The sequence below is a fragment of the Bordetella parapertussis genome (assembly GCF_020735925.1).
GTDB lineage: Bacteria > Pseudomonadota > Gammaproteobacteria > Burkholderiales > Burkholderiaceae_B > Bordetella > Bordetella pertussis.
Genome location: NZ_CP085971.1, coordinates 2,737,425 through 2,756,245, shown reverse-complemented (window position 1 = coordinate 2,756,245; position 18,821 = coordinate 2,737,425). Strand labels below are relative to the sequence as shown.

The window sequence follows — 18,821 nt, the reverse complement described above, 5'->3', positions numbered from 1 at the left end:
TCCGGTTGGCCGGCGTGGCGCCGCGTTCAGGCGGCGCGGGCGGGCAGTTGGTAGCGCTGGACCAGCAGCGCCAGGTTGCCGTGCTTGACCTGCTGCTTGACGCGGGCGGCGGCCGAGGCGAGGTCCTCCGGGCGAACGTGGCTGCCTAGTTCGACCGGGCTGACCTCCAGCGCGCCGATGCCCAGGGTGACGCAGGGGAAAAAGCGCAGCACGCCGTAGCGGTCTTCGGCGCGGATGCCGCCGTCGTGGCGGCCCTGGTCGTCGTACAGGTCGAGGGCGCGCAGGTTGAACTCGGCGATGATGCGCTCGATCCGCAGGCGCCAGTCGGTGCTGCGCAGCATGACGACGAAGTCATCGCCGCCGACGTGGCCGACGAAGTCGCGGCGCGCGTCGCAGTGGCGCTTGATGCTGTCGGCGCACAGGCGGATCATGTCGTCGCCGCGCCAGTAGCCGTAGACATCGTTGAACGGCTTGAAATTGTCCAGGTCGGCGTAGCAGACGACGAAGTCGAGCGCATGGTCGAGCAGGTGGGCGATGTGCTGGCTGATGGGGATGTTGCCCGGCAGCGAGGTCAGCGGGTTGGCGTAGCGCGCGGCTTCGAGGCGCATTTCGGTGACCGAGCGCACCAGCGCTTCGCCGGTGCCCAGGCTGTCGTAGCGGCCGCCGCGCGTGATGACGAAGCCATCGGCCAGATAGCGCTGGTCGTCGGACAGCAGCACGTGGCTGAGCTGGTCGATCGACGTATGCACGTCCACCAGCACAGGGTCGGGGTTCATGAACGTCGAGCATGGATTGCGCCCGAACAGGTCGCGGGTATAGCGCTGGGCGTAGTGCTCGGAGAAGTCGCGCCGGTTGATGATGCCTACCGGCCGGCTGTCGGTGTCCAGCACCGCCACGGCATGCAGGTGGCGATGCTCCTGGAACAGCCGCTGCACGTCGTCGTTGGTGTGGCGCGCCAGCATGACCGGCGGCGCCTCGACCCGCAGCGCCAGCGCCGTGTGGCCCGGGATGCGCGTGGGTTGCGTCGCACAGGCTGGCTGCAGCGAGGCGCGCGCCGCCGTGGGCAGGTCGGTGCGCGGCTCGTTCTCGGGACGGCCCAGGAACCAGCCTTGCGCGTAGCGTATGCCCAGCTCGTAGACCGTGCGCAGGTCGTCGGCATTCTCGATGCCCTCCGCCACCAGGGTGGAGTTGAGCTGGCGCGCCGTCGACACCATGGAGCGCACCAGTTGCAGGCGGCGCTCGTCGCGGCTGATGCCATTGAAGAAGTAGCGGTCGATCTTGACCAGGTCGGGGGCCAGTTCGGCCCATAGCTGCAGGCTGGCGTTGCCGACGCCGTAGTCATCCAGCGCCACCCGCATGCCGCTGGCGCGCAGGCAGGCCAGGGCCTGGTTCAGGGCCGGCAGGTCGCCGCCCACCGGATCGTATTCGGTGATCTCGATGACCACGCGGTCGGCCGCCAGGCCGCTGTCGGCCAGCAGCATGACCGGCAGCCCGCTGCCGTAGTGGCGCCAGCACGCCACCAGGACGGCGCCGGAGAGATTCAGGAACAGGTTGCCGGGCGAATCCAGCTCGATGAAGCGGCGCGCGCCGGCCTGCAGGCTGGCCAGTTCGAGTTCGGCGTGCAGGCCGTCGCGGCGCGCCGCGGCGAACAGGGCGTCGGGCATGTGCAGCACGCTTTGGTGCGGCCCTCGGATCAGGCTTTCATGGCCGAAAATACGATCCTGCGCCAGGTCGGCCACCGGCTGGTAGCAGGGATTGAGCAGGCCGCCCTGGAGAATGGCGGCCAGGCCGGCGTCGGCATGGAGGTCTGCTGCGGAAGACGAGATCATGCTGGGCGTATGCGCAAAGGGCCAGGCAGGCCGGGGTCAATATCATGACGAGTCATTATTGCCGCGATGTTGCGTAGGTTCGCCAGTCGCGCCGAGGCGGCCGCATCCCGTTCTACAATGTTGCCCATGTCCGCAGAAATACTCAATCCAAACTTGCGTCGCGTGGTACTTGCATCCAACAATGCCGGCAAATTGCGCGAATTCTCGGCCCTGTTCGCCCCGCTTGGGATAGAACTGGTGCCGCAAAGCGAATTGGGCGTCTCGGAGGCCGCGGAGCCTCACGCCACCTTTGTCGAGAACGCGCTGGCCAAGGCCCGCCACGCCAGCCGGCATACCGGCCTGCCGGCCCTGGCCGACGATTCGGGCCTGTGCGTGGTGGCGCTGGGCGGGGCGCCGGGCGTGCATTCGGCCCGCTACGCCCAGCAGCCCGGCGGCGCCCGCAGCGACGCGGCCAACAACGCCTTGCTGGTGCGCGAGCTGGCCGCGGCCGGCGACCGGCGCGCCTGGTATGTGGCGCTGCTGGCGCTGGTGCGCACCGAGAACGATCCCTGTCCGCTCATTGGCGAAGGGCTCTGGCACGGCGAGATCGTCGATGCGCCGGCCGGCGAGCATGGCTTCGGCTACGACCCGCATTTCTATCTGCCGCAGCAGGGCTGCACCGCCGCCCAACTGGCGCCGGAGCACAAGAACCGCATCAGCCACCGGGCGCAGGCCCTGGCGCAGCTGCTGGACAAGCTGCGCGCAACCGGGCCGGTGGACCGGCCCTAGCCGGTCGAGGCGACTACGCGCATGGCCATCACGATTCCCATCCGCAACCTGGGCGGGCCGGCCGCCGGCGCGCGCGTCCTCGCGCCGGCCGGCGCCACGCTGACCAGCCTGCCGCCGCTGTCGGTCTATGTGCACGTGCCCTGGTGCGTGCGCAAGTGTCCCTATTGCGACTTCAATTCGCATGCCGCGCCGGGCGAGATTCCCGAACGCGCCTACCTGGACGCGCTGCGCGCCGACCTGGAGCAGGCCGTGCCCGAGGTATGGGGGCGCCAGGTCATTTCCGTCTTCATCGGCGGCGGCACGCCCAGCCTGCTGTCGGCGGCGGGGCTGGACGAGCTGCTGGCGATGCTGCGCGCCTGCCTGAACCTGCTGCCGGACGCCGAAATCACCATGGAGGCCAACCCGGGCACTGCCGAGGCCGGACGCTTCCGCGATTACGCGGCCAGCGGCGTGACGCGGCTGTCGCTGGGCATCCAGAGCTTTGACGATGCCCAGCTGTCCAGGCTGGGCCGCATCCATGACGCGGCCCAGGCGCGCGCGGCCATCGCCATGGCGCAGCAGGCGGTCGAGCGCGTCAACCTGGACCTGATGTTCGCCTTGCCGGGCCAGGAGCTCGAGCAGTGCCGCGCGGACTTGCGCCAGGCGCTTGCCTTCGGCACGGAACACCTGTCGCTGTATCACCTGACGCTGGAGCCCAATACGGTTTTCGCCAAATACCCGCCGGAATTGCCGGACGACGATGCCAGCGCCGCCATGCAGGACATGGTCGAGGAGACCCTGGCCCAGGCCGGGCTGGCGCGTTATGAGGTCTCGGCCTATGCCCGCCGGGGCGCGCGTTGCCGGCACAATCTCAATTACTGGGAGTTCGGCGACTACCTGGGCCTGGGGCCCGGCGCCCATGGCAAGCTGTCGTTTCACGACCGCATCGAACGCCAGGCGCGCCTGCGCAATCCGGATTCCTGGATGCAGCGCGCCATGGCGCGCGATGGCAGCCATGTGGCCGAAAGCCGGGTCGTCGGGGCGGGCGAACTGCCGTTCGAGTTCATGCTCAATGCGCTGCGCCTGAAAGAAGGCGTGGCCGCGTCCTCGTTTGGCGAGCGCACTGGCCTGTCGCTGGCGGCCATCGCGCACCAATTGGAAGCAGCGACCCGGCGCGGCCTGCTCGACGCCGATCCGACCCGCCTGCGCGCCACCGCACTGGGCTGGCGCTTCCTGAACGATCTGCAGGAAATGTTCCTGTAATCGCTGCGCACCAAAGTAGGGCAACCAGCGCCCCGTGTTTTGCACCATAATGGTGCTGAATTCCTGTTTTCGCATTCCGCGGCCGCCTCCTTCCAGGAGTGCGGGACCTGGCGCGCATTTTGCTTGCCTGTTTATTGCCAGTCGGGCAACCAAGGCCCTCGACGCTTTTATCTTATGGAGATGACATGGCAAGCCCCAAAGACGTTCTCAAGCAGATCGCCGACAACGAAGTCAAGTTCGTGGATTTCCGCTTCACCGATACGCTCGGGCGCGAGCACCACGTTTCCGTTCCCACCTCGGCTGTCGACGAGGACAAGCTGGAGAGCGGGCAGGCGTTCGACGGGTCGTCGATCCCGGGCTGGAAGGGCATCGAAGCCTCCGACATGCTGTTGATTCCCGACCTGGACACGGCCAACCTGGACCCGTTCCGCGAAGAGCCGACCTTGATCCTGAGCTGCGACGTGGTCGAGCCGTCGGACCTGAAGGGCTATGACCGCGACCCGCGTTCGCTGGCCAAGCGCGCCGAAGCCTACCTGAAGTCCTCCGGCCTGGGCGATACCGCCTACTTCGGTCCGGAACCCGAGTTCTTCGTGTTCGACGGCGTGACCTGGAACACCGACATGTCGGGCACCTTCGTCAAGATCAAGTCGGAAGAGGCGCCGTGGTCCAGCGGCCTGGAATTCGAAGGCGGCAACATGGGCCATCGTCCGGGCCCCAAGGGCGGCTACTTCCCCGTGCCGCCGGTCGATTCGTTCCAGGACATGCGTTCCGAAATGTGCCTGCTGCTCGAGCAGATGGGCGTGCCGGTCGAAGTGCACCACCATGAAGTGGCCGCGCCCGGCCAGCTGGAAATCGGCACCAAGTTCAGCACGCTGGTGCAACGCGCGGACTGGAACCAGGTCATGAAGTACGTGATCCACAACGTGGCGCACGTATACGGCAAGACCGCGACGTTCATGCCCAAGCCCATCGTCGGCGACAACGGCTCGGGCATGCACGTGCACCAATCGATCTGGAAGGACGGCCAGAACCTGTTCGCGGGCAACGGCTACGCCGGCCTGTCGGAGTTCGCGCTGTACTACATCGGCGGCATCATCAAGCACGCCCGCGCGCTCAATGCCATCACCAATCCGGGTACCAACTCGTACAAGCGCCTGGTGCCGCACTTCGAGGCGCCGGTGAAGCTGGCCTATTCGGCCCGCAACCGCTCGGCCTCGATCCGCATCCCGTACGTCGGCAACCCCAAGGCGCGCCGCATCGAGACGCGCTTCCCGGATCCGTTGGCCAACCCGTACCTGGCGTTCTCGGCCCTGATGATGGCCGGCCTGGACGGCGTGCAGAACAAGATCCACCCGGGCGACCCGGCCGACAAGAACCTGTACGACCTGCCGCCGGAAGAAGACGCCAAGATCCCGACCGTCTGCGCGTCGCTGGAAGAGGCCCTGGCCGCGCTGGACAAGGATCGCGAGTTCCTGACCCGTGGCGGCGTGTTCAGCAACGACATGCTCGACGCCTACATCGAACTGAAGATGGGCGAAGTCACGCGTCTGCGCATGACCACGCATCCGGTCGAATTCGACATGTACTACAGCCTGTAATCCGGGAGGCTGTGCGGCGGCGGGCCTCGCGGCCCGCCCGCCGCGCCGTCCCGGTTGCCTCCTATGACGAATGTCGATGCTTTTGATCTGCTGGCCACATCGGTCTTCCTGCTGAACGAGCGCGGGCATATCGAATACGCCAATGCCGCCGCCGAGGACCTGTTCGGCCGTTCCCGCAAGCAGTTGCGAGGCCTGTCGGCCGCGACGCTGTTCGACAATCCCGAAGACCTGCAATCGGCCATCGACAGCGCGGCCGCCGGCAAGTTTGCCGACGTGCGCCAGCTGGCCTCGCTGCGGCGGGTGGTCGAGTCGGTGGAGGTCACCGTCACGACGGTGTCGCTGTCCGGCCAGGCCTGGCCGGTATTGATCGAGACGCGCGAGATCGAGCAGCGCGTGCTGGCCGATCGCAACCAGCGGCTGGTCGACGAAATCGAATCGCATCGCGAATTGCTGCGCAATCTCGCGCACGAGGTCAAGAACCCCCTGGGCGGCCTGCGCGGCGCGGCCCAGCTGCTGGAAGCCGAGCTGCCCAGCGCGGCCCTGGCCGAATATACCCAGGTCATCATCACCGAGGCCGACCGGCTGCAGGCGCTGGTCGACAGGCTGAGCGGTCCGCAGCGCGTGCCGCTGGCCGCGCGGCCGGTGAACATCCATGAAATCTGCGAGCGCGTCTGCGCGCTGATCCAGGCCGAGTTCCGCGACGCGGTCGAACTGGTGCGCGACTATGACGCGTCGGTGCCCGAGCTGCGCGGCGACGCGGCCAGGCTGATGCAGGCGGTGCTGAATGTGGCGCGCAACGCGGCGCAGGAGCTGGTGCAGCAGAAGCCGGGCGCCGACGTGCCCGCGCCGCGCGTCGTGCTACGCACGCGGGTGGCGCGCCAGGTCATGCTGGCGCACCGGCAGCACCGGCTGGCGCTGGTCGTGTCGGTGCTGGACAACGGGCCGGGCGTGCCCGAGCACATCCGCGAGCGCATTTTCCATCCGCTGGTGACCGCGCGCGCCGGCGGCACCGGGCTGGGCCTGAGCCTGGCCCAGGATTTCGTGCAGCAGCACGGAGGCATCATCGAATTCGAGTCCCGTGCGCGGCACACCGAATTCCGGCTGGTATTACCGATGGAGCCCCCACTTTGATGAAACCCGTTTGGATTGTTGACGACGACCAGGCTATCCGCTGGGTGCTCGAGAAGGCCCTGGCGCGGGCCGGCATCGCCACCCGCAGCTTCTCCCGGGCCGCCGATGTCCTGCAGGCGTTGGCGGCCGACGTGCCGTCGGTGCTGGTGTCGGACATCCGCATGCCGGGCGGCGATGGGCTTGAACTGCTGCGCCAGATCAAGGAGCGCAATCCCGGGCTGCCGGTGATCGTCATGACCGCCTTCGCCGACCTGGACAGCACGGTGTCGGCGTTCCAGGGCGGCGCGTTCGATTACCTGGCCAAGCCATTCGACGTCAACGAGGCGGTGGCGCTGATCCAGCGCGCCATGCAGGAGGGCGAGCCGGCGGCCGACGCGGGCGCGGCGGGCGAGCCGGCGCAGAACGGCGAGCGCTGGGTGATGACGCAGTCCTCGTCCACCGCGATGCAGGAAGTGTTTCGCGCCATAGGCCGGCTGGCCCAGTCCAAGGTGACGGTGCTGATCACCGGCGAGTCCGGCACCGGCAAGGAGCTGGTGGCGCGGGCCCTGCATGGGCACGGCGCGCGCGCCGGCGGGCCGTTCGTGGCGCTGAACGCCGCGGCGATTCCGCGCGACCTGCTGGAGGCCGAGTTGTTTGGGCACGAGCGTGGGGCCTTCACCGGAGCCAATACGCTGCGGCGCGGACGCTTCGAGGAGGCGCATGGCGGCACGCTGTTCCTCGACGAGATCGGCGATATGCCGATCGAGTTGCAGACCCGCCTGCTGCGCGTGCTGGCCGAGGGCAGTTTCTACCGCGTGGGCGGGGCGCAACCGGTGCGCGTGGATGTGCGCATCGTCGCGGCCACCCACCAGCCGCTCGAACAGCGCGTCGAGCAGGGCCTGTTCCGGGAGGACCTGTTCCATCGTCTCAATGTGATCCGCCTGCGCCTGCCGCCGCTGCGCGAACGGGTCGAGGATATTCCGGCGCTGGCCCAGCACTTCCTGGCCACCAGCGCCCGGGCGCTGGGCGTGCCGGTCAAGCGCTTGACGCCCGACGCGCTGGCCGTGCTGGCGCGTTTCGATTTTCCCGGCAATGTGCGCCAGCTGGAGAACTTCTGCCATTGGCTGACGGTCATGGCTCCGGGGCAGACGATCGATCGCAACGACCTGCCGCCCGAAATCCGGGCGGTCGAACACCAGCAGGCGGCGGCCCGGCAGGCCGAACCGGCTGCCGCGGCGGCCGCGGCCGGGACGGCGCCGGCCCCGGCCGAGGCGCCGGATGCCGCGCCGCGCAACTGGCACGCAGCCTTGCTGCGCGATGCGCAGTTCCGCCTCGAGCGCGGCGAGCCGGCGGTCATGGCGACGCTGACGCGCCAGTTCGAGAAGATCCTGCTGCAAAGCGCCCTGGATGCGAGCCGGGGGCGGCGGGTGGAGGCTGCATCGCGGCTGGGCATCGGCCGCAATACCATCACGCGCAAGCTGCGCGAGCTGGGTATCGACGACGAATAGCGCCAACCTTCACGACACGCCCAGCAGGCTTTCGCACAGCCGGGGCGAGCGCAGCCGCTCCAGCCACCACTGCAAGGCCCGCCCGGGGTTGGGATCGCGCCAGGCGTAGACCACCTGCTCGGTGAGCGGCACGACGTCGTCGGTGGGGCAGGTCGCCAGCAGGCCCTGGGCGAGGTAGGGCGCGGCCAGGGTCAGGGGCAGGTGCCCCACGCCGATGCCGCGCACCTGGGCGTCGATCTTCGCCTGCATGGTGGGCATGACGATCACGGGCTGTTCGCGCAGCAGGCCGCGCGTGCGGGGCGGCAGGTCGCGCGACGTGTCGGCCACCACGATGGCGCAATAGGCCGCGATGTCGCGCGCGCTCAGGGGGCGCCCCAACGCGGCCAGCGGATGATGCGGCGCCACGCAGAAGGCGAACTGGGTCTGCCCCATGGCCTGGGTGCGGTAGGCGCCCGACGGCGCGCCCGCCGCGTCGGCGCCGATCAGCAGGTCGGCGCGGCCGGAGGCCAGCGCATCCCAGTTGCCGCTGAGCACTTCGGCGGAAAAGCGCAAGGTGGTGGCGCCGGCCAGGGCGCGAAAATCCTCGATCAGATCGTACAGCGGCGTCCAGGGCAGCACGGCGCTGACGGCGATGCGCAATTCGCCTTCCCAGCCGGTAGCGACGCGCTTGACGCGGCTGGCCAGCGCGTCGAGCGATTGCAGCACGTGGCGGCCTTCGGCCAGCAGGGCCTGGCCGGCGGGCGTGAGGGCGGCCCGATGGCCGCTGCGGTCGAACAGCAGCACGTCCAGTCCGTCTTCCAGCTTGCGGATGGCGTAAGTGACGGCCGAAGGCACCTTGCCCAGTTCGCGCGCCGCTTTGGCGAAGCTGCCATGGCGGGCGATGGCGTCGACCATGACGAGCAGGTCGGGCGTGATGGGCTGGCCGGGGGGCGGGGCGGCGCGTGGACGGGGCATGGCGACTTCCACTTATTCAAATTAATTGAATGATGTCATCAAATCCATCCCTCATCAAGGCGCCGGGGGAGGGGCACAATGGACCCATGTTGTGAATGCCTGCACTCGGCATCCGGCCGATGCACGGAACATTCATATTATTGAAATAAGGAGTTCGCCATGCTTACCCTGCGTCGCAGCGCCGAACGCGGCCATGCCAACCACGGCTGGCTCGATACGCACCATACGTTTTCCTTCGCCAATTACTATGATCCGGCCCATATGGGCTTCGGGCCGCTGCGTGTGATCAACGATGACCGCATCGCCGCCGGCCGGGGCTTCGGTACGCACGGCCACCGGGACATGGAAATCATCACCTATGTGCTGGACGGCGCGATCGCGCACAAGGACAGCATGGGCAGCGGCTCGACCATCCGCCCCGGCGATGTGCAGCGCATGAGCGCCGGCCGCGGCGTGATGCATTCGGAGTTCAACCCGCAGCCGGATGCCGCGACCCATATGCTGCAGATCTGGATCGAGCCCGATGTGGCGGGCATTGCGCCCGAGTACGAAGAGAAGCGTTTTCCCGAGGCTGACAAGCGCGGCCGGCTGCGCCAGCTGGTTTCCCCCGACGGCGCCGACGGATCGCTGCGCATCCACCAGGATGCGCGCCTGTACGCGGGCCTGTTCGACGGCACGGAAAGCGCCGAGCTGCCGTTGGCGGCCGGACGCCGCTCGTGGGTGCACGTGGCGCGCGGCAGCCTGGTCGTCAATGGCCAGAGGCTGGGCGCGGGCGATGGCCTGGCGCTGCAGGACGAGGCCGCGGTGCGGCTGGGCGACGGCGAAGGCGCCGAAGTCCTGGTATTCGATTTGCCGTAAAGTGAGACGGGCGCCGCCAGCCGGCGCCCATTTTTCCACGGCGCGGCCGCGCGGCCAGCCGGTACAGGAGGAGAGCCATGTCGATTTTGAACAATGCGCCGCAGTCGGCGGTACAGACCATCGTGGTGCCGCGCACCAGCGACCTGGGCGGATTCGAAGTGCGCCGCGCCTTGCCGTCGGCGCAGCAGCGCTCGGTGGGGCCGTTCGTGTTCCTCGACGAGATGGGCCCGGTGCAGTTTCCCGCCGGCGTGGGCATGGACGTGCGGCCCCACCCGCATATCGGGCTGGCCACGGTGACCTATCTCTACGAGGGCTCGCTGGTGCACCGGGACGGGGCCGGCAATGTCCAGACCATCCTGCCCGGCGAGGTCAACTGGATGACAGCCGGCCGCGGCATCGTGCATTCTGAGCGCACCGCGCCGGAAAGCCGGCTGGCCCCGCTGCGCATGTATGGCCTGCAGATGTGGGTGGGCCTGCCCAAGGAGCAGGAGGAAACCGACCCGGGTTTCGTGCACTATGGCACGCAGGCGCAACCGGTGGTCGAAGGCGAGGGCGTGCGCGCCCAGGTGATCGCCGGCTCGCTGTTTGGCCAGACCTCCGGCGTGCGCACGCTGTCGCCGCTGTTCTACGGCGACGTGCAGCTGCAGGCCGGGGCCACGGTGGTGGTGCCGCCCGAGCACGAAGAGCGCGCCGCCTACCTGGTCGAGGGGACGGTGGACATCGAGGGGCAGGCGTACGAACCCGGCCGCCTGATCGTGTTCGCGCCGGGCGTGGCGGTGACGATCCGCGCGCAGACGGCGGCGCGCATGGCGCTGGTGGACGGCGAGCCCCTGGACGGCCCGCGCTTCATCTGGTGGAACTTCGTCTCCAGCAGCAAGGACCGCATCGAACAGGCCAAGGAAGACTGGACCAGGAACCGCTTCGGCCAGGTCGTGCCGGGCGACGAAACCGAGTTCATCCCCTTGCCGCCGCCGCGCTCCTGAGCGGTCCGCCGCGTCCCTGCTAGCGCCCGCGGTCGAACGCCTGCAGGCGCTGTTCCACCAGGGCTTCGCGGCGGATGAAATCGCGCACGAACGGACTGGCCGGGTGCTGGTGCAGGTTGTACGGGGTGTCCCACTGCTCGATATGGCCGCGCGCCATGACGCCGATGCGGTCGGCGATGGCGAAGGCCTCGGCCTGGTTGTGCGTGACCAGGATGGCGGTGTGGCCGGTGCGCTTGAGGATCTCGCGCACCTCGAAGGCCAGGCGTTCGCGCGTATCCACGTCGAGATTGGAAAACGGCTCGTCGAGCAGGAGCAGGTCGGGCGAGGGCGCCATGGCCCGCGCCAGCGCCACGCGCTGCTGCTGGCCGCCGGAGATCTCGTGCGGATAGCTGTCGGCCGATTGCGCCAGGCCGACCAGTTCCAGCATTTCGGCCACGCGCTGCGCGCGCGCCGGGCGCGACAGCCGGCGCAGGCCGAAGGCCACGTTCTGGCTGACGCTCAGGTGCGGGAAGAGGGCGTAGTCCTGGAACATCATGCCGACGCGGCGCAGCTCGGGCGCCACCTGCACGTCGGGCGACGAAATGACGGCGCCGTCCAGCGCGATGTGCCCGGCCAGCACCGGCTCGAAGCCGGCGATGGCGCGCAGCACGGTGGTCTTGCCGCAGCCGGATTCGCCCAGCAGGCAGCCGATGTGGCCGGCGGGCAGGCTCAGCGACAGATCGTCGATGATGGTCTTCAGGCCCTGGGGCGTGTCGTAGCCCAGCCGGATGTGATCGAGTTCTAGCAGGTCGGCCAAGGTATCAGTGTCCCATCTTCAGATTGGTGCGCGCCAGCAGGATGACCGGGATCAGGCCGGCCGCGACGATGGCCAGCGCGGCGACCGCTCCTTCTTCGTAGGTGCCGCGCGCCGCCTCCGCGTACAGCCAGGTGGCCAGCGTCTCGAAATTGAGCGGGCGCAGCAGCAGCGTGGCGGGCAGTTCCTTCATGGTGTCCACGAACACCAGCAGCGCGCTGGCCGCCAGGGCGGGGCGCTGCAACGGCAGGTGGACGCGGCGCAGCGTGCCGGCGGAGGTCTCGCCCAGCAGCCGCGAAGCCTGTTCCAGCGAGGCGGGAATGCGCGCCAGGCCGGCTTCGATGCCGCCGGTAGAGATCGCCAGGAACCGGATGGTGTAGGCGCATACCAGCGCGCCCGTGGTGCCCATCAGCAGCAGGCCGTTCCAGCCGAACAGCGTGGACATGGTGTGGTCGAGCCAGGCGAAGGGCGCCAGCAGGCCGATGGCCAGCACCGTGCCGGGCACGGCATAGCCCAGGCTGGCGATGCGCCCGCAGGTGCGGCCGGGGTTGAACGAGGCGCTCTCGCGCAGGCTGCGGCCGGCCCAGGCCACGACCAGGCCGCACAGCAGCGTGACGACGGTGGCCAGGGTGGCCACCATCAGCGTATTGCGCAGCCCGGCCCAGAGCTGGTCCGAGACGCCGCCCACCGGATGCAGGCGCTTGTAGGTTTCGACGATCAGGTACAGGGCAGGCGCCACGAAGCCCAGCACCACGGGAATCCAGCCCAGCACGGCGGCCAGCGCGGCGGCCGGACCATGGAGCCGGCGCGGCTGCATGGCGCGCATGCGCTGCGTGTTGGCGTAGCGCTGCCGCTTGCGGCCGTGGCGTTCGAGCAGGATGAGGGCGATGACGAACACCAGCATGGTCAGCGCGATCTGCGCCGCGCTGGCCAGGTCGGAGCGGGTGATCCAGGTGGTGTAGACGGATACGGTCAGTGTCTGCACGCCCAGGAATTCGGAGGCGCCGATGTCGTTGAGCGTCTCGAGCAACGCCAGGCTGACGCCGACCGCGATGGCCGGCCGCGCCATGGGCAGGGCCACGCGCAGGAACACGCCGACGCGGCCGGCTCCCAGTGTGCGGGCGGCTTCCAGCAGGCTGGCGGCCTGGGTCATGAACATCACGCGCGTGCTCAGGTACACGTAGGGGTACAGCACGAAGCCCAGCACGAAGATGGCGCCGTAGATCGAGCGCAGGTCGGGCAGGCGGAACTGGCGCGGGCTGTCGTATCCCAGCACGGCGCGGATGGCGCCCTGCACCGGCCCGATCGGATGCAGCAGGTCGAGATAGGCGAAGGCGATGATGTAGGTGGGCACGGCCAGCGGCAGCAGCAGGGCCCAGGTCAGGGTGCGGCGGGTCGGGAACTCGTAGGCGGTGACCAGCCAGGCCGCGCCGGTGCCCAGCATCGTGACCAGCACGCCTACGCCGGCCAGCAGGATCATGGTGTTGGCCATGGCCTGCGGGAGCACGTAGCGGGTCAGGTGGGTCCAGTGCGACAGGTCGGCGTGCAGGGCCCACCATGCCAGCGTCGCCACCGGCGCCAGCACCGCCAGCGCGATGAGGGACGCGCCGGCCAGCCAGCCGGCGCCGCGTTCGCTGAAGCGGGTCCGCGCGCTGCGCGGCAAGAAAGTGGTGTGCATGCTACGGGGAAAAATGCAAAGCGGCCGGATGGCCGCTTTGCCGACAAACAAGGCAGTTCATGCCGTGCGCCAGGCAACGCCCGCGCCGCCGCAATGGCGTGGCGGGCGTGAGTGTAGCGCGGCTCAGTTGTCGAAGCCCACCTTGTCGACCAGTTCGCTGGCCTGCTTGCGGTACTTGGCGATCTCGGCCACGGGCAGGGTATCGACCTTCAGCGGGCCGAAGCTGGCCACCACCGCGTCCAGCTTGACGCCGGCGCGCACCGGGTACTCGTAGTTGGCCTGGGCGTACAGCGTCTGGGCAGGCTCGGAGACCAGGTACTCCAGCAGCTTGACGGCGTTGGCCTTGTTGGGCGCGTGCGCCGCGACCGCGGCGCCGCTGATGTTGACGTGGGTGCCGCCATCCTTGGCGGTGGCGAAGGTCGGGCGCACTACCTTGATGGCGTCGCCCCACTTGCGGGCGTCGGTGCCCGGCTCGGCGTTCTTCATGTGGCCCACGTAGTAGGCGTTGGCCAGGCCGATGTCGCAGATGCCGCCGAGGATGTCGCGCGCCACGTCGCGGTCGCCGCCGGCCGCCTTGCGGGCCAGGTTGGCCTTCACGCCGCGCAGCCATTTCTCGGTGGCCTCGGCGCCGTCATGGGCGATCATGGCCGCCACCAGCGCGGTGTTGTAGGGGTGCTGGCCCGAGCGGATGCACACCTTGCCCTTCCATTTGGGGTCGGCCAGGTCTTCGTAGCGGAAGCTGTCCAGCTTGAGGTCTTTCTCGACGTAGAGCACCCGGTCGCGCAGCGACAGGGCGTACCAGCTGCCTTCGGCGCCGCGCAGGTTGGCGGGCACCACGCTGTCGAGCGTCTGCGACTGGATTTTCTGGGTGACGCCGCCATTGACCAGGTCGATCAGGTTGCCGATGTCGACCGTCATCAGCACGTCGGCCGGCGACTTGTCGCCCTCGGCCCTGACGCGTTCGAGCAGGCCGTCCTTGACGAAGACGGTATTGACCTTGATGCCGCTGTCCTTGGCGAAGGCGTCGAGCAGAGGCTGGATCAGCTTGGGTTCGCGCGTGGTGTAGAGGCTGACCTCATCGGCGGCCAGCGCCTGGGCGGAGAACGTGGCAACGCCCGCGAGCGCCAGGGCGCGCAGCAGCGGGATCAGGGAGGAACGCTTGGTCGACGGCATGGAATGACTCCGGCAGGACAGGAACGCACGCCGATGCGGATTGCAGTTGCGTGCGCTAACGAAAATGATTATCAACTGAGACGGGCACAATAACAGGAAGCGGACCGCTGTTCAACTTCTTGAAAGGTCAGTTTGCGGGCGCGGCGGGGTGGGGATTGACCCCGATCAAACGGCATATGGGTATTACGATTAATAAGAGCAGTTCTCAGCTACTTGCGTTAAAATCAGGATTAACCCTAGGTTCGCCCATGCGTTGCGCGCGGCGAGGCCTCTTCCCGTTTCTTCCTTTGTGCGCTGGAAGGCGCCGTAATTTACAACGACATGGCAGCTTTCAATACCGAGCGCGTGCTCAGCGTGCGCCACTGGAACGACACCCTTTTCTCCTTCACCACCACCCGCGATGCGGCGCTGCGCTTTCACAATGGCCATTTCGTCATGATCGGCCTGGAAATCGAAGGCAAGCCGTTGATGCGCGCCTACAGCATCGCCAGCGCCAATTACGAGGAAAACCTCGAGTTCCTCAGCATCAAGGTGCAGGACGGGCCGCTGACCTCGCGGCTGCAGCACCTCAAGGAAGGCGACACCATCCTGGTCAGCCGCAAGCCGGTGGGCACGCTGGTGGTCGACGATCTCAAGCCGGGCAAGCACCTGTATCTGTTCGGCACCGGCACGGGCCTGGCCCCGTTCATGAGCATCATCAAGGATCCCGAGGTCTACGAGCGGTTCGAGAAAGTGGTGCTGGTGCACGGGGTGCGCTGGGCCAGCGAGCTGGCCTATGCCGATTTCATCGAGAAGGAACTGCCCGGCAACGAGTTCTTCGGCGACATCGTGCGCGACAAGCTGGTCTATTACCCCACCGTGACGCGCGAACCGTTCCGCAACCAGGGCCGCATCACGCAGCTGGTCGACTCGGGCAAGCTGTGCGCCGACATCGGCCTGCCGCAGCTGGACCCGGCGGTCGACCGCGCCATGATCTGCGGCAGCCCGCACATGCTGGCCGATATCCGCGCCATGCTGGACAAGCGCGGGTTCGAGGTTTCGCCGGGCGTGGGCGAGCCGGGCGACTACGTGTTCGAGCGCGCGTTCGTGGACAAATAAGGCCGTGCGCCGCCAGGAAAAGCCGCCTTCGGGCGGTTTTTCTTTGGCCGCGCGCCGGCGCCGTTCATGCGTCGAACGGCCGGGCGCCCAGCGTCTCGATCACGTGGTCCACGAAGCAGGTGATGCGCGCGGCCAGCGCGGTGTTGCGGTAGTAGACCGCGTTGACCGGCTGGCGCACGTCCAGAGTCTGCCTGGCGAACAGTTGCACCAGTGCGCCGGCGCGGCGGTCCTCGCCGGTCATGAAGTCCGACAGGCAGACGATGCCCAGGCCCGCCAGGGCCATGTGGCGCAGCGTTTCACCGCTGGACGAGGCGATGGTCGGCCGGATGCGCAGGACGGTGCCGTCCGCATCGCGCAAGGGCCAGTCGTTCAGCGTCTCGGGCTGGGTGAAGCCAAGCAGGGCATGTTGCGCGAGTTGCGCGGTGCGGGTGGGCGCGCCGCGACGCTCGAGGTAGGCGGGACTGGCGAGCACCCGCAGGCGGCTGGTGCCGACGGCGCGGGCGTGCAGGGTGGAGTCTTTCAGCACGCCGATGCGAAACGCCACGTCGGTGCGCTTTTCGATCAGATCGACGATGCCTTCGTTGGAATTGAGCTCCAGCTCCACCTCGGGGTAGCGGGCATGAAAGCCTGCTATCAGCGGTACCAGCACATGCAGCATGAACGGAGTGGCCGCGTCGACCCGCAGCCGTCCGGCCGGGCGCATGCGGCGGGCCGCCATCTGTTCCTCGGCCTCGTCGACCGAGGCCAGGATGGCGCGCGCATGCTGCAGGAAAGCGGCCCCTTCCTCGGTCAGCTCGAGCCGGCGGGTCGTGCGGCGCACCAGGGTGGTCTGCAGCTTTTCCTCCAGCCGGCCCAGCGTGCGGCTGGCGGCCGAGACCGTCAGCCCGAGCTGTTCCGCGGCCGCGGTGATCGAACCCGTGTCCACGACGGCCACGAAGGCCTGCAATTCGTCCAGGGTGGTTTTCATTGTTGAATTCAAATCAAAAGAATTTGGTTCATACAGAGCTTAATCCGCAAATATAAACCCGGCACACTGTCGCCATTGGACTTTTTCAAGGAGAAGCGGCGATGAAATCCTCGGCCGCATTGTTTGCCCTGGCCACCGGCGCATTCGCCATCGGCACCACGGAGTTCACGCCGATGGGGCTGCTGCCCGTCATCGCCGACGGTGTGCAGGTAAGCATTCCCAGCGCGGGCATGCTGATCTCGGCCTACGCGGTGGGCGTGATGCTCGGAGCGCCGGTCATGACCCTGCTGTTTGCCCGTTTCGGCAAGCGCGCGGCCCTGATGCCGCTGATGCTGATCTTCACCGTCGGCAACCTGCTCTCGGCGTTCGCGCCGAGCTACTCGACCCTGCTGCTGTCGCGCCTGATCACCAGCCTCAACCATGGCGCCTTCTTCGGCATCGGGGCCGTGGTGGCGGCCAGCCTGGTGCCGCGCGAAAAGCAGGCCAGCGCCATCGCGGCCATGTTCATGGGCCTGACCCTGGCCAATATCGGCGGCGTGCCGGTGGCGACCTGGATCGGGCAGCAGGTGGGCTGGCGGCTTGCCTTCGGCGGGACGGCGGCCCTGGGCCTGGTCACCATCGCCGCGCTGTGGCTGGCGCTGCCCAAGGGCGAGCCCGGCAAGCGTCCGGACGTGCGCCGCGAGCTGGGGGTGCTCACGCGCCCCGAGGTCCTGCTGGCCATGGGCACCACGGTGCTGGGCGCGGGCGCCATGTTCGCGCTCTACACCTATGTGGCGCCGGTCCTGGCCGACCTGACCCACGCCAGCCCCAACTTCGTGGCCTTCGCCCTGGTGTTGATCGGCATCGGCTTCACGCTGGGCAATACGCTGGGCGGCCGCCTGGCCGACTGGTCGCTCGACGGCGCCACCAAGCTGATCCTGGGGCTGCTCGCGGTCATCATGGCCGTGCTGCCGCTGCTGCTGACCACCCATGCGGGCGCGGCCATCGGGCTGGTGGTGTGGGCGGCCGCGGCCTTCGGCATCGTTCCGCCGGTGCAGATGCGGGTCATGCAGGCGGCGGCCCAGGCGCCGGGCCTGGCCTCGTCGGTCAACGTCGGCGCGTTCAACCTGGGCAACGCGCTGGGCGCGGCGCTGGGCGGCGCGGCCATCGGCCAGGGCCTGGGCTATGCATCCGTGCCCCTGGTCGGCGCGGCGCTGGCCGCCGGCGGCCTGGGCCTGGTTTGGCTGGGCAATGCCGGCCGCCGCCGGGTGGCGCAGGGCGCCTGAGCGGGCCGGCGCCGCCGGCAGGCCGTCGACAACCTTCATATTCATCCGTCTTGCATTCAAGGAGTCTTCGCATGACCATCCCTTCCTTTGGCGTGGGTACCTTCCGCCTGACCGGCCAGACCGTGATCGACTCGGTCCGCAACGCCATCGACCTGGGCTATCGCGCCGTCGACACGGCGCAGATCTACGGCAATGAAACCGAGGTCGGCCAGGCTATCGCCGAAAGCGGCGTGGCGCGTTCCGAACTGTTCGTGACCACCAAGATCTGGACCGACAACTACGCCCGGGCTAAGCTGCTGCCCAGCCTGCGCGCCAGCCTGGAAAAACTGCGCACCGACTACGTGGACCTGACGCTGATCCACTGGCCCGCGCCGGGCAACGGCGTGGCCTTGCCCGAATACATGGAGGCGCTGGCCGAGGCCAAGGCGCTGGGCCTGACGCGCCGGATCGGTATTTCCAATTTCAACATCGCGCTGACCAGGCAGGCCATCGCGGCGGTGGGACAGGGCGAGATCGCCACCAACCAGATCGAACTCAGCCCCTATCTGCAGAGCGCCAGGCTGACGGCTTTCCTCAGGGAGCAGGGTATTGCCGTGACTTCCTATATGACCCTGGCCTACGGCAAGGTACTGAAGGATCCGGTGCTGGCGCGGATCGCGGACAAGCATCGGTCGACCGTGGCGCAGGTGGCGCTGGCCTGGGCCCTGCAACAGGGCTATGCGGTGATTCCGTCCTCGACCAAGCGCGAGAACCTGGCGAGCAATCTGCTGGCCCGCGGCCTGGCGTTGGACGCCGACGACATGGCGCGGATTGCCGCGCTGGAGCGTAACGGTCGCGAAGTCGATCCCGAGGGCCTGGCTCCGGCGTGGGACTGAACGATCGGAGTGCTGGGAAATGTTCCAGGGTTGCTGGCAAGACAGGCGAGACGTTGGGGCTTTTCGCCAGATGCCACGGTAAGAGCTGATAGGCCTGTATATGGACGGTCGGCAGACTGCGC

At 68.2% G+C, this 18,821-nt stretch carries 16 protein-coding genes; 10 read left to right on the top strand and 6 right to left on the bottom strand.

The genetic code is table 11. From position 1 onward, the window contains the following. Positions 1–26 precede the first annotated feature (26 nt). Positions 27–1,829 carry an EAL domain-containing protein gene (locus tag LK409_RS13085; RefSeq protein ID WP_003811157.1) on the bottom strand — a complete coding sequence of 601 codons (1,803 nt, stop codon included), beginning with the start codon at positions 1,827–1,829 and terminating at the stop codon, positions 27–29. Between the two features lie 117 nt (positions 1,830–1,946). Here LK409_RS13085 and rdgB point away from each other — a divergent pair, with 117 nt between their 5' ends. From rdgB to ntrC, 5 genes are all read left to right on the top strand, one after another. Then, positions 1,947–2,597, top strand: a complete 651-nt coding sequence (gene rdgB, locus LK409_RS13080; protein ID WP_076879825.1) for an RdgB/HAM1 family non-canonical purine NTP pyrophosphatase — start codon at positions 1,947–1,949, stop codon at positions 2,595–2,597. A gap of 21 nt (positions 2,598–2,618) precedes the next feature. Beyond that, entirely contained in the window at positions 2,619–3,839 is a 1,221-nt protein-coding gene (gene hemW / locus LK409_RS13075) for a radical SAM family heme chaperone HemW (RefSeq protein WP_003811160.1), read from the top strand. 185 nt (positions 3,840–4,024) lie between these two features. After that, positions 4,025–5,437, top strand: a complete 1,413-nt coding sequence (gene glnA, locus LK409_RS13070) for a type I glutamate--ammonia ligase (protein ID WP_003811164.1) — start codon at positions 4,025–4,027, stop codon at positions 5,435–5,437. A gap of 63 nt (positions 5,438–5,500) precedes the next feature. Beyond that, positions 5,501–6,568 carry a nitrogen regulation protein NR(II) gene (gene glnL, locus LK409_RS13065; RefSeq protein ID WP_003811167.1) on the top strand — a complete coding sequence of 356 codons (1,068 nt, stop codon included), beginning with the start codon at positions 5,501–5,503 and terminating at the stop codon, positions 6,566–6,568. Continuing rightward, positions 6,568–8,055 (top strand): nitrogen regulation protein NR(I), encoded by a 1,488-nt coding sequence (gene ntrC, locus LK409_RS13060; RefSeq protein ID WP_010930451.1) that lies wholly within the window; start codon positions 6,568–6,570, stop codon positions 8,053–8,055. The genes glnL and ntrC overlap by 1 nt, the downstream gene beginning before the upstream one ends. Positions 8,056–8,064: 9 nt before the next feature. On the opposite strand, the gene LK409_RS13055 is transcribed toward ntrC, so the two are convergent. Next, positions 8,065–9,009, bottom strand: coding sequence for a LysR family transcriptional regulator (locus LK409_RS13055; protein WP_003811174.1), 945 nt, complete (start codon positions 9,007–9,009; stop codon positions 8,065–8,067). A 159-nt stretch (positions 9,010–9,168) separates the two neighbouring features. Here LK409_RS13055 and LK409_RS13050 point away from each other — a divergent pair, with 159 nt between their 5' ends. Next, the gene (locus LK409_RS13050; RefSeq protein WP_003811176.1) at positions 9,169–9,867 is read left to right on the top strand and encodes a pirin family protein; all 699 of its coding nucleotides are present in this window, start codon (positions 9,169–9,171) and stop codon (positions 9,865–9,867) included. 77 nt (positions 9,868–9,944) lie between these two features. Continuing rightward, the gene (locus LK409_RS13045) at positions 9,945–10,850 is read left to right on the top strand and encodes a pirin family protein (RefSeq protein WP_010928833.1); all 906 of its coding nucleotides are present in this window, start codon (positions 9,945–9,947) and stop codon (positions 10,848–10,850) included. A 19-nt stretch (positions 10,851–10,869) separates the two neighbouring features. Here the strand turns inward: LK409_RS13045 and LK409_RS13040 are convergent, their stop codons facing one another. From LK409_RS13040 to LK409_RS13030, 3 genes are all read right to left on the bottom strand, one after another. Beyond that, positions 10,870–11,646, bottom strand: a complete 777-nt coding sequence (locus LK409_RS13040) for an ABC transporter ATP-binding protein (protein WP_003811180.1) — start codon at positions 11,644–11,646, stop codon at positions 10,870–10,872. Between the two features lie 4 nt (positions 11,647–11,650). Next, on the bottom strand, positions 11,651–13,321 hold the full coding sequence (locus LK409_RS13035) for an ABC transporter permease (RefSeq protein WP_010928832.1): 1,671 nt from the start codon (positions 13,319–13,321) through the stop codon (positions 11,651–11,653). Between the two features lie 123 nt (positions 13,322–13,444). Then, positions 13,445–14,494: a Fe(3+) ABC transporter substrate-binding protein gene (locus LK409_RS13030; RefSeq protein WP_003811185.1), complete on the bottom strand. Its 1,050-nt coding sequence runs from the start codon at positions 14,492–14,494 to the stop codon at positions 13,445–13,447. Between the two features lie 321 nt (positions 14,495–14,815). On the opposite strand from LK409_RS13030, the gene LK409_RS13025 reads away from it, so the two are divergent. Further along, positions 14,816–15,592 carry a ferredoxin--NADP reductase gene (locus LK409_RS13025; protein WP_010928831.1) on the top strand — a complete coding sequence of 259 codons (777 nt, stop codon included), beginning with the start codon at positions 14,816–14,818 and terminating at the stop codon, positions 15,590–15,592. A gap of 64 nt (positions 15,593–15,656) precedes the next feature. Here the strand turns inward: LK409_RS13025 and LK409_RS13020 are convergent, their stop codons facing one another. Beyond that, entirely contained in the window at positions 15,657–16,559 is a 903-nt protein-coding gene (locus LK409_RS13020; protein WP_041937245.1) for a LysR family transcriptional regulator, read from the bottom strand. 101 nt (positions 16,560–16,660) lie between these two features. On the opposite strand from LK409_RS13020, the gene LK409_RS13015 reads away from it, so the two are divergent. Together LK409_RS13015 and dkgB are read left to right on the top strand one after the other, a co-directional pair. Further along, entirely contained in the window at positions 16,661–17,824 is a 1,164-nt protein-coding gene (locus LK409_RS13015; RefSeq protein ID WP_010928829.1) for an MFS transporter, read from the top strand. A gap of 71 nt (positions 17,825–17,895) precedes the next feature. Further along, complete coding sequence (gene dkgB / locus LK409_RS13010; protein ID WP_003811193.1) at positions 17,896–18,699, top strand: 2,5-didehydrogluconate reductase DkgB; 804 nt, start codon at positions 17,896–17,898, stop codon at positions 18,697–18,699. Positions 18,700–18,821: the final 122 nt, after the last annotated feature.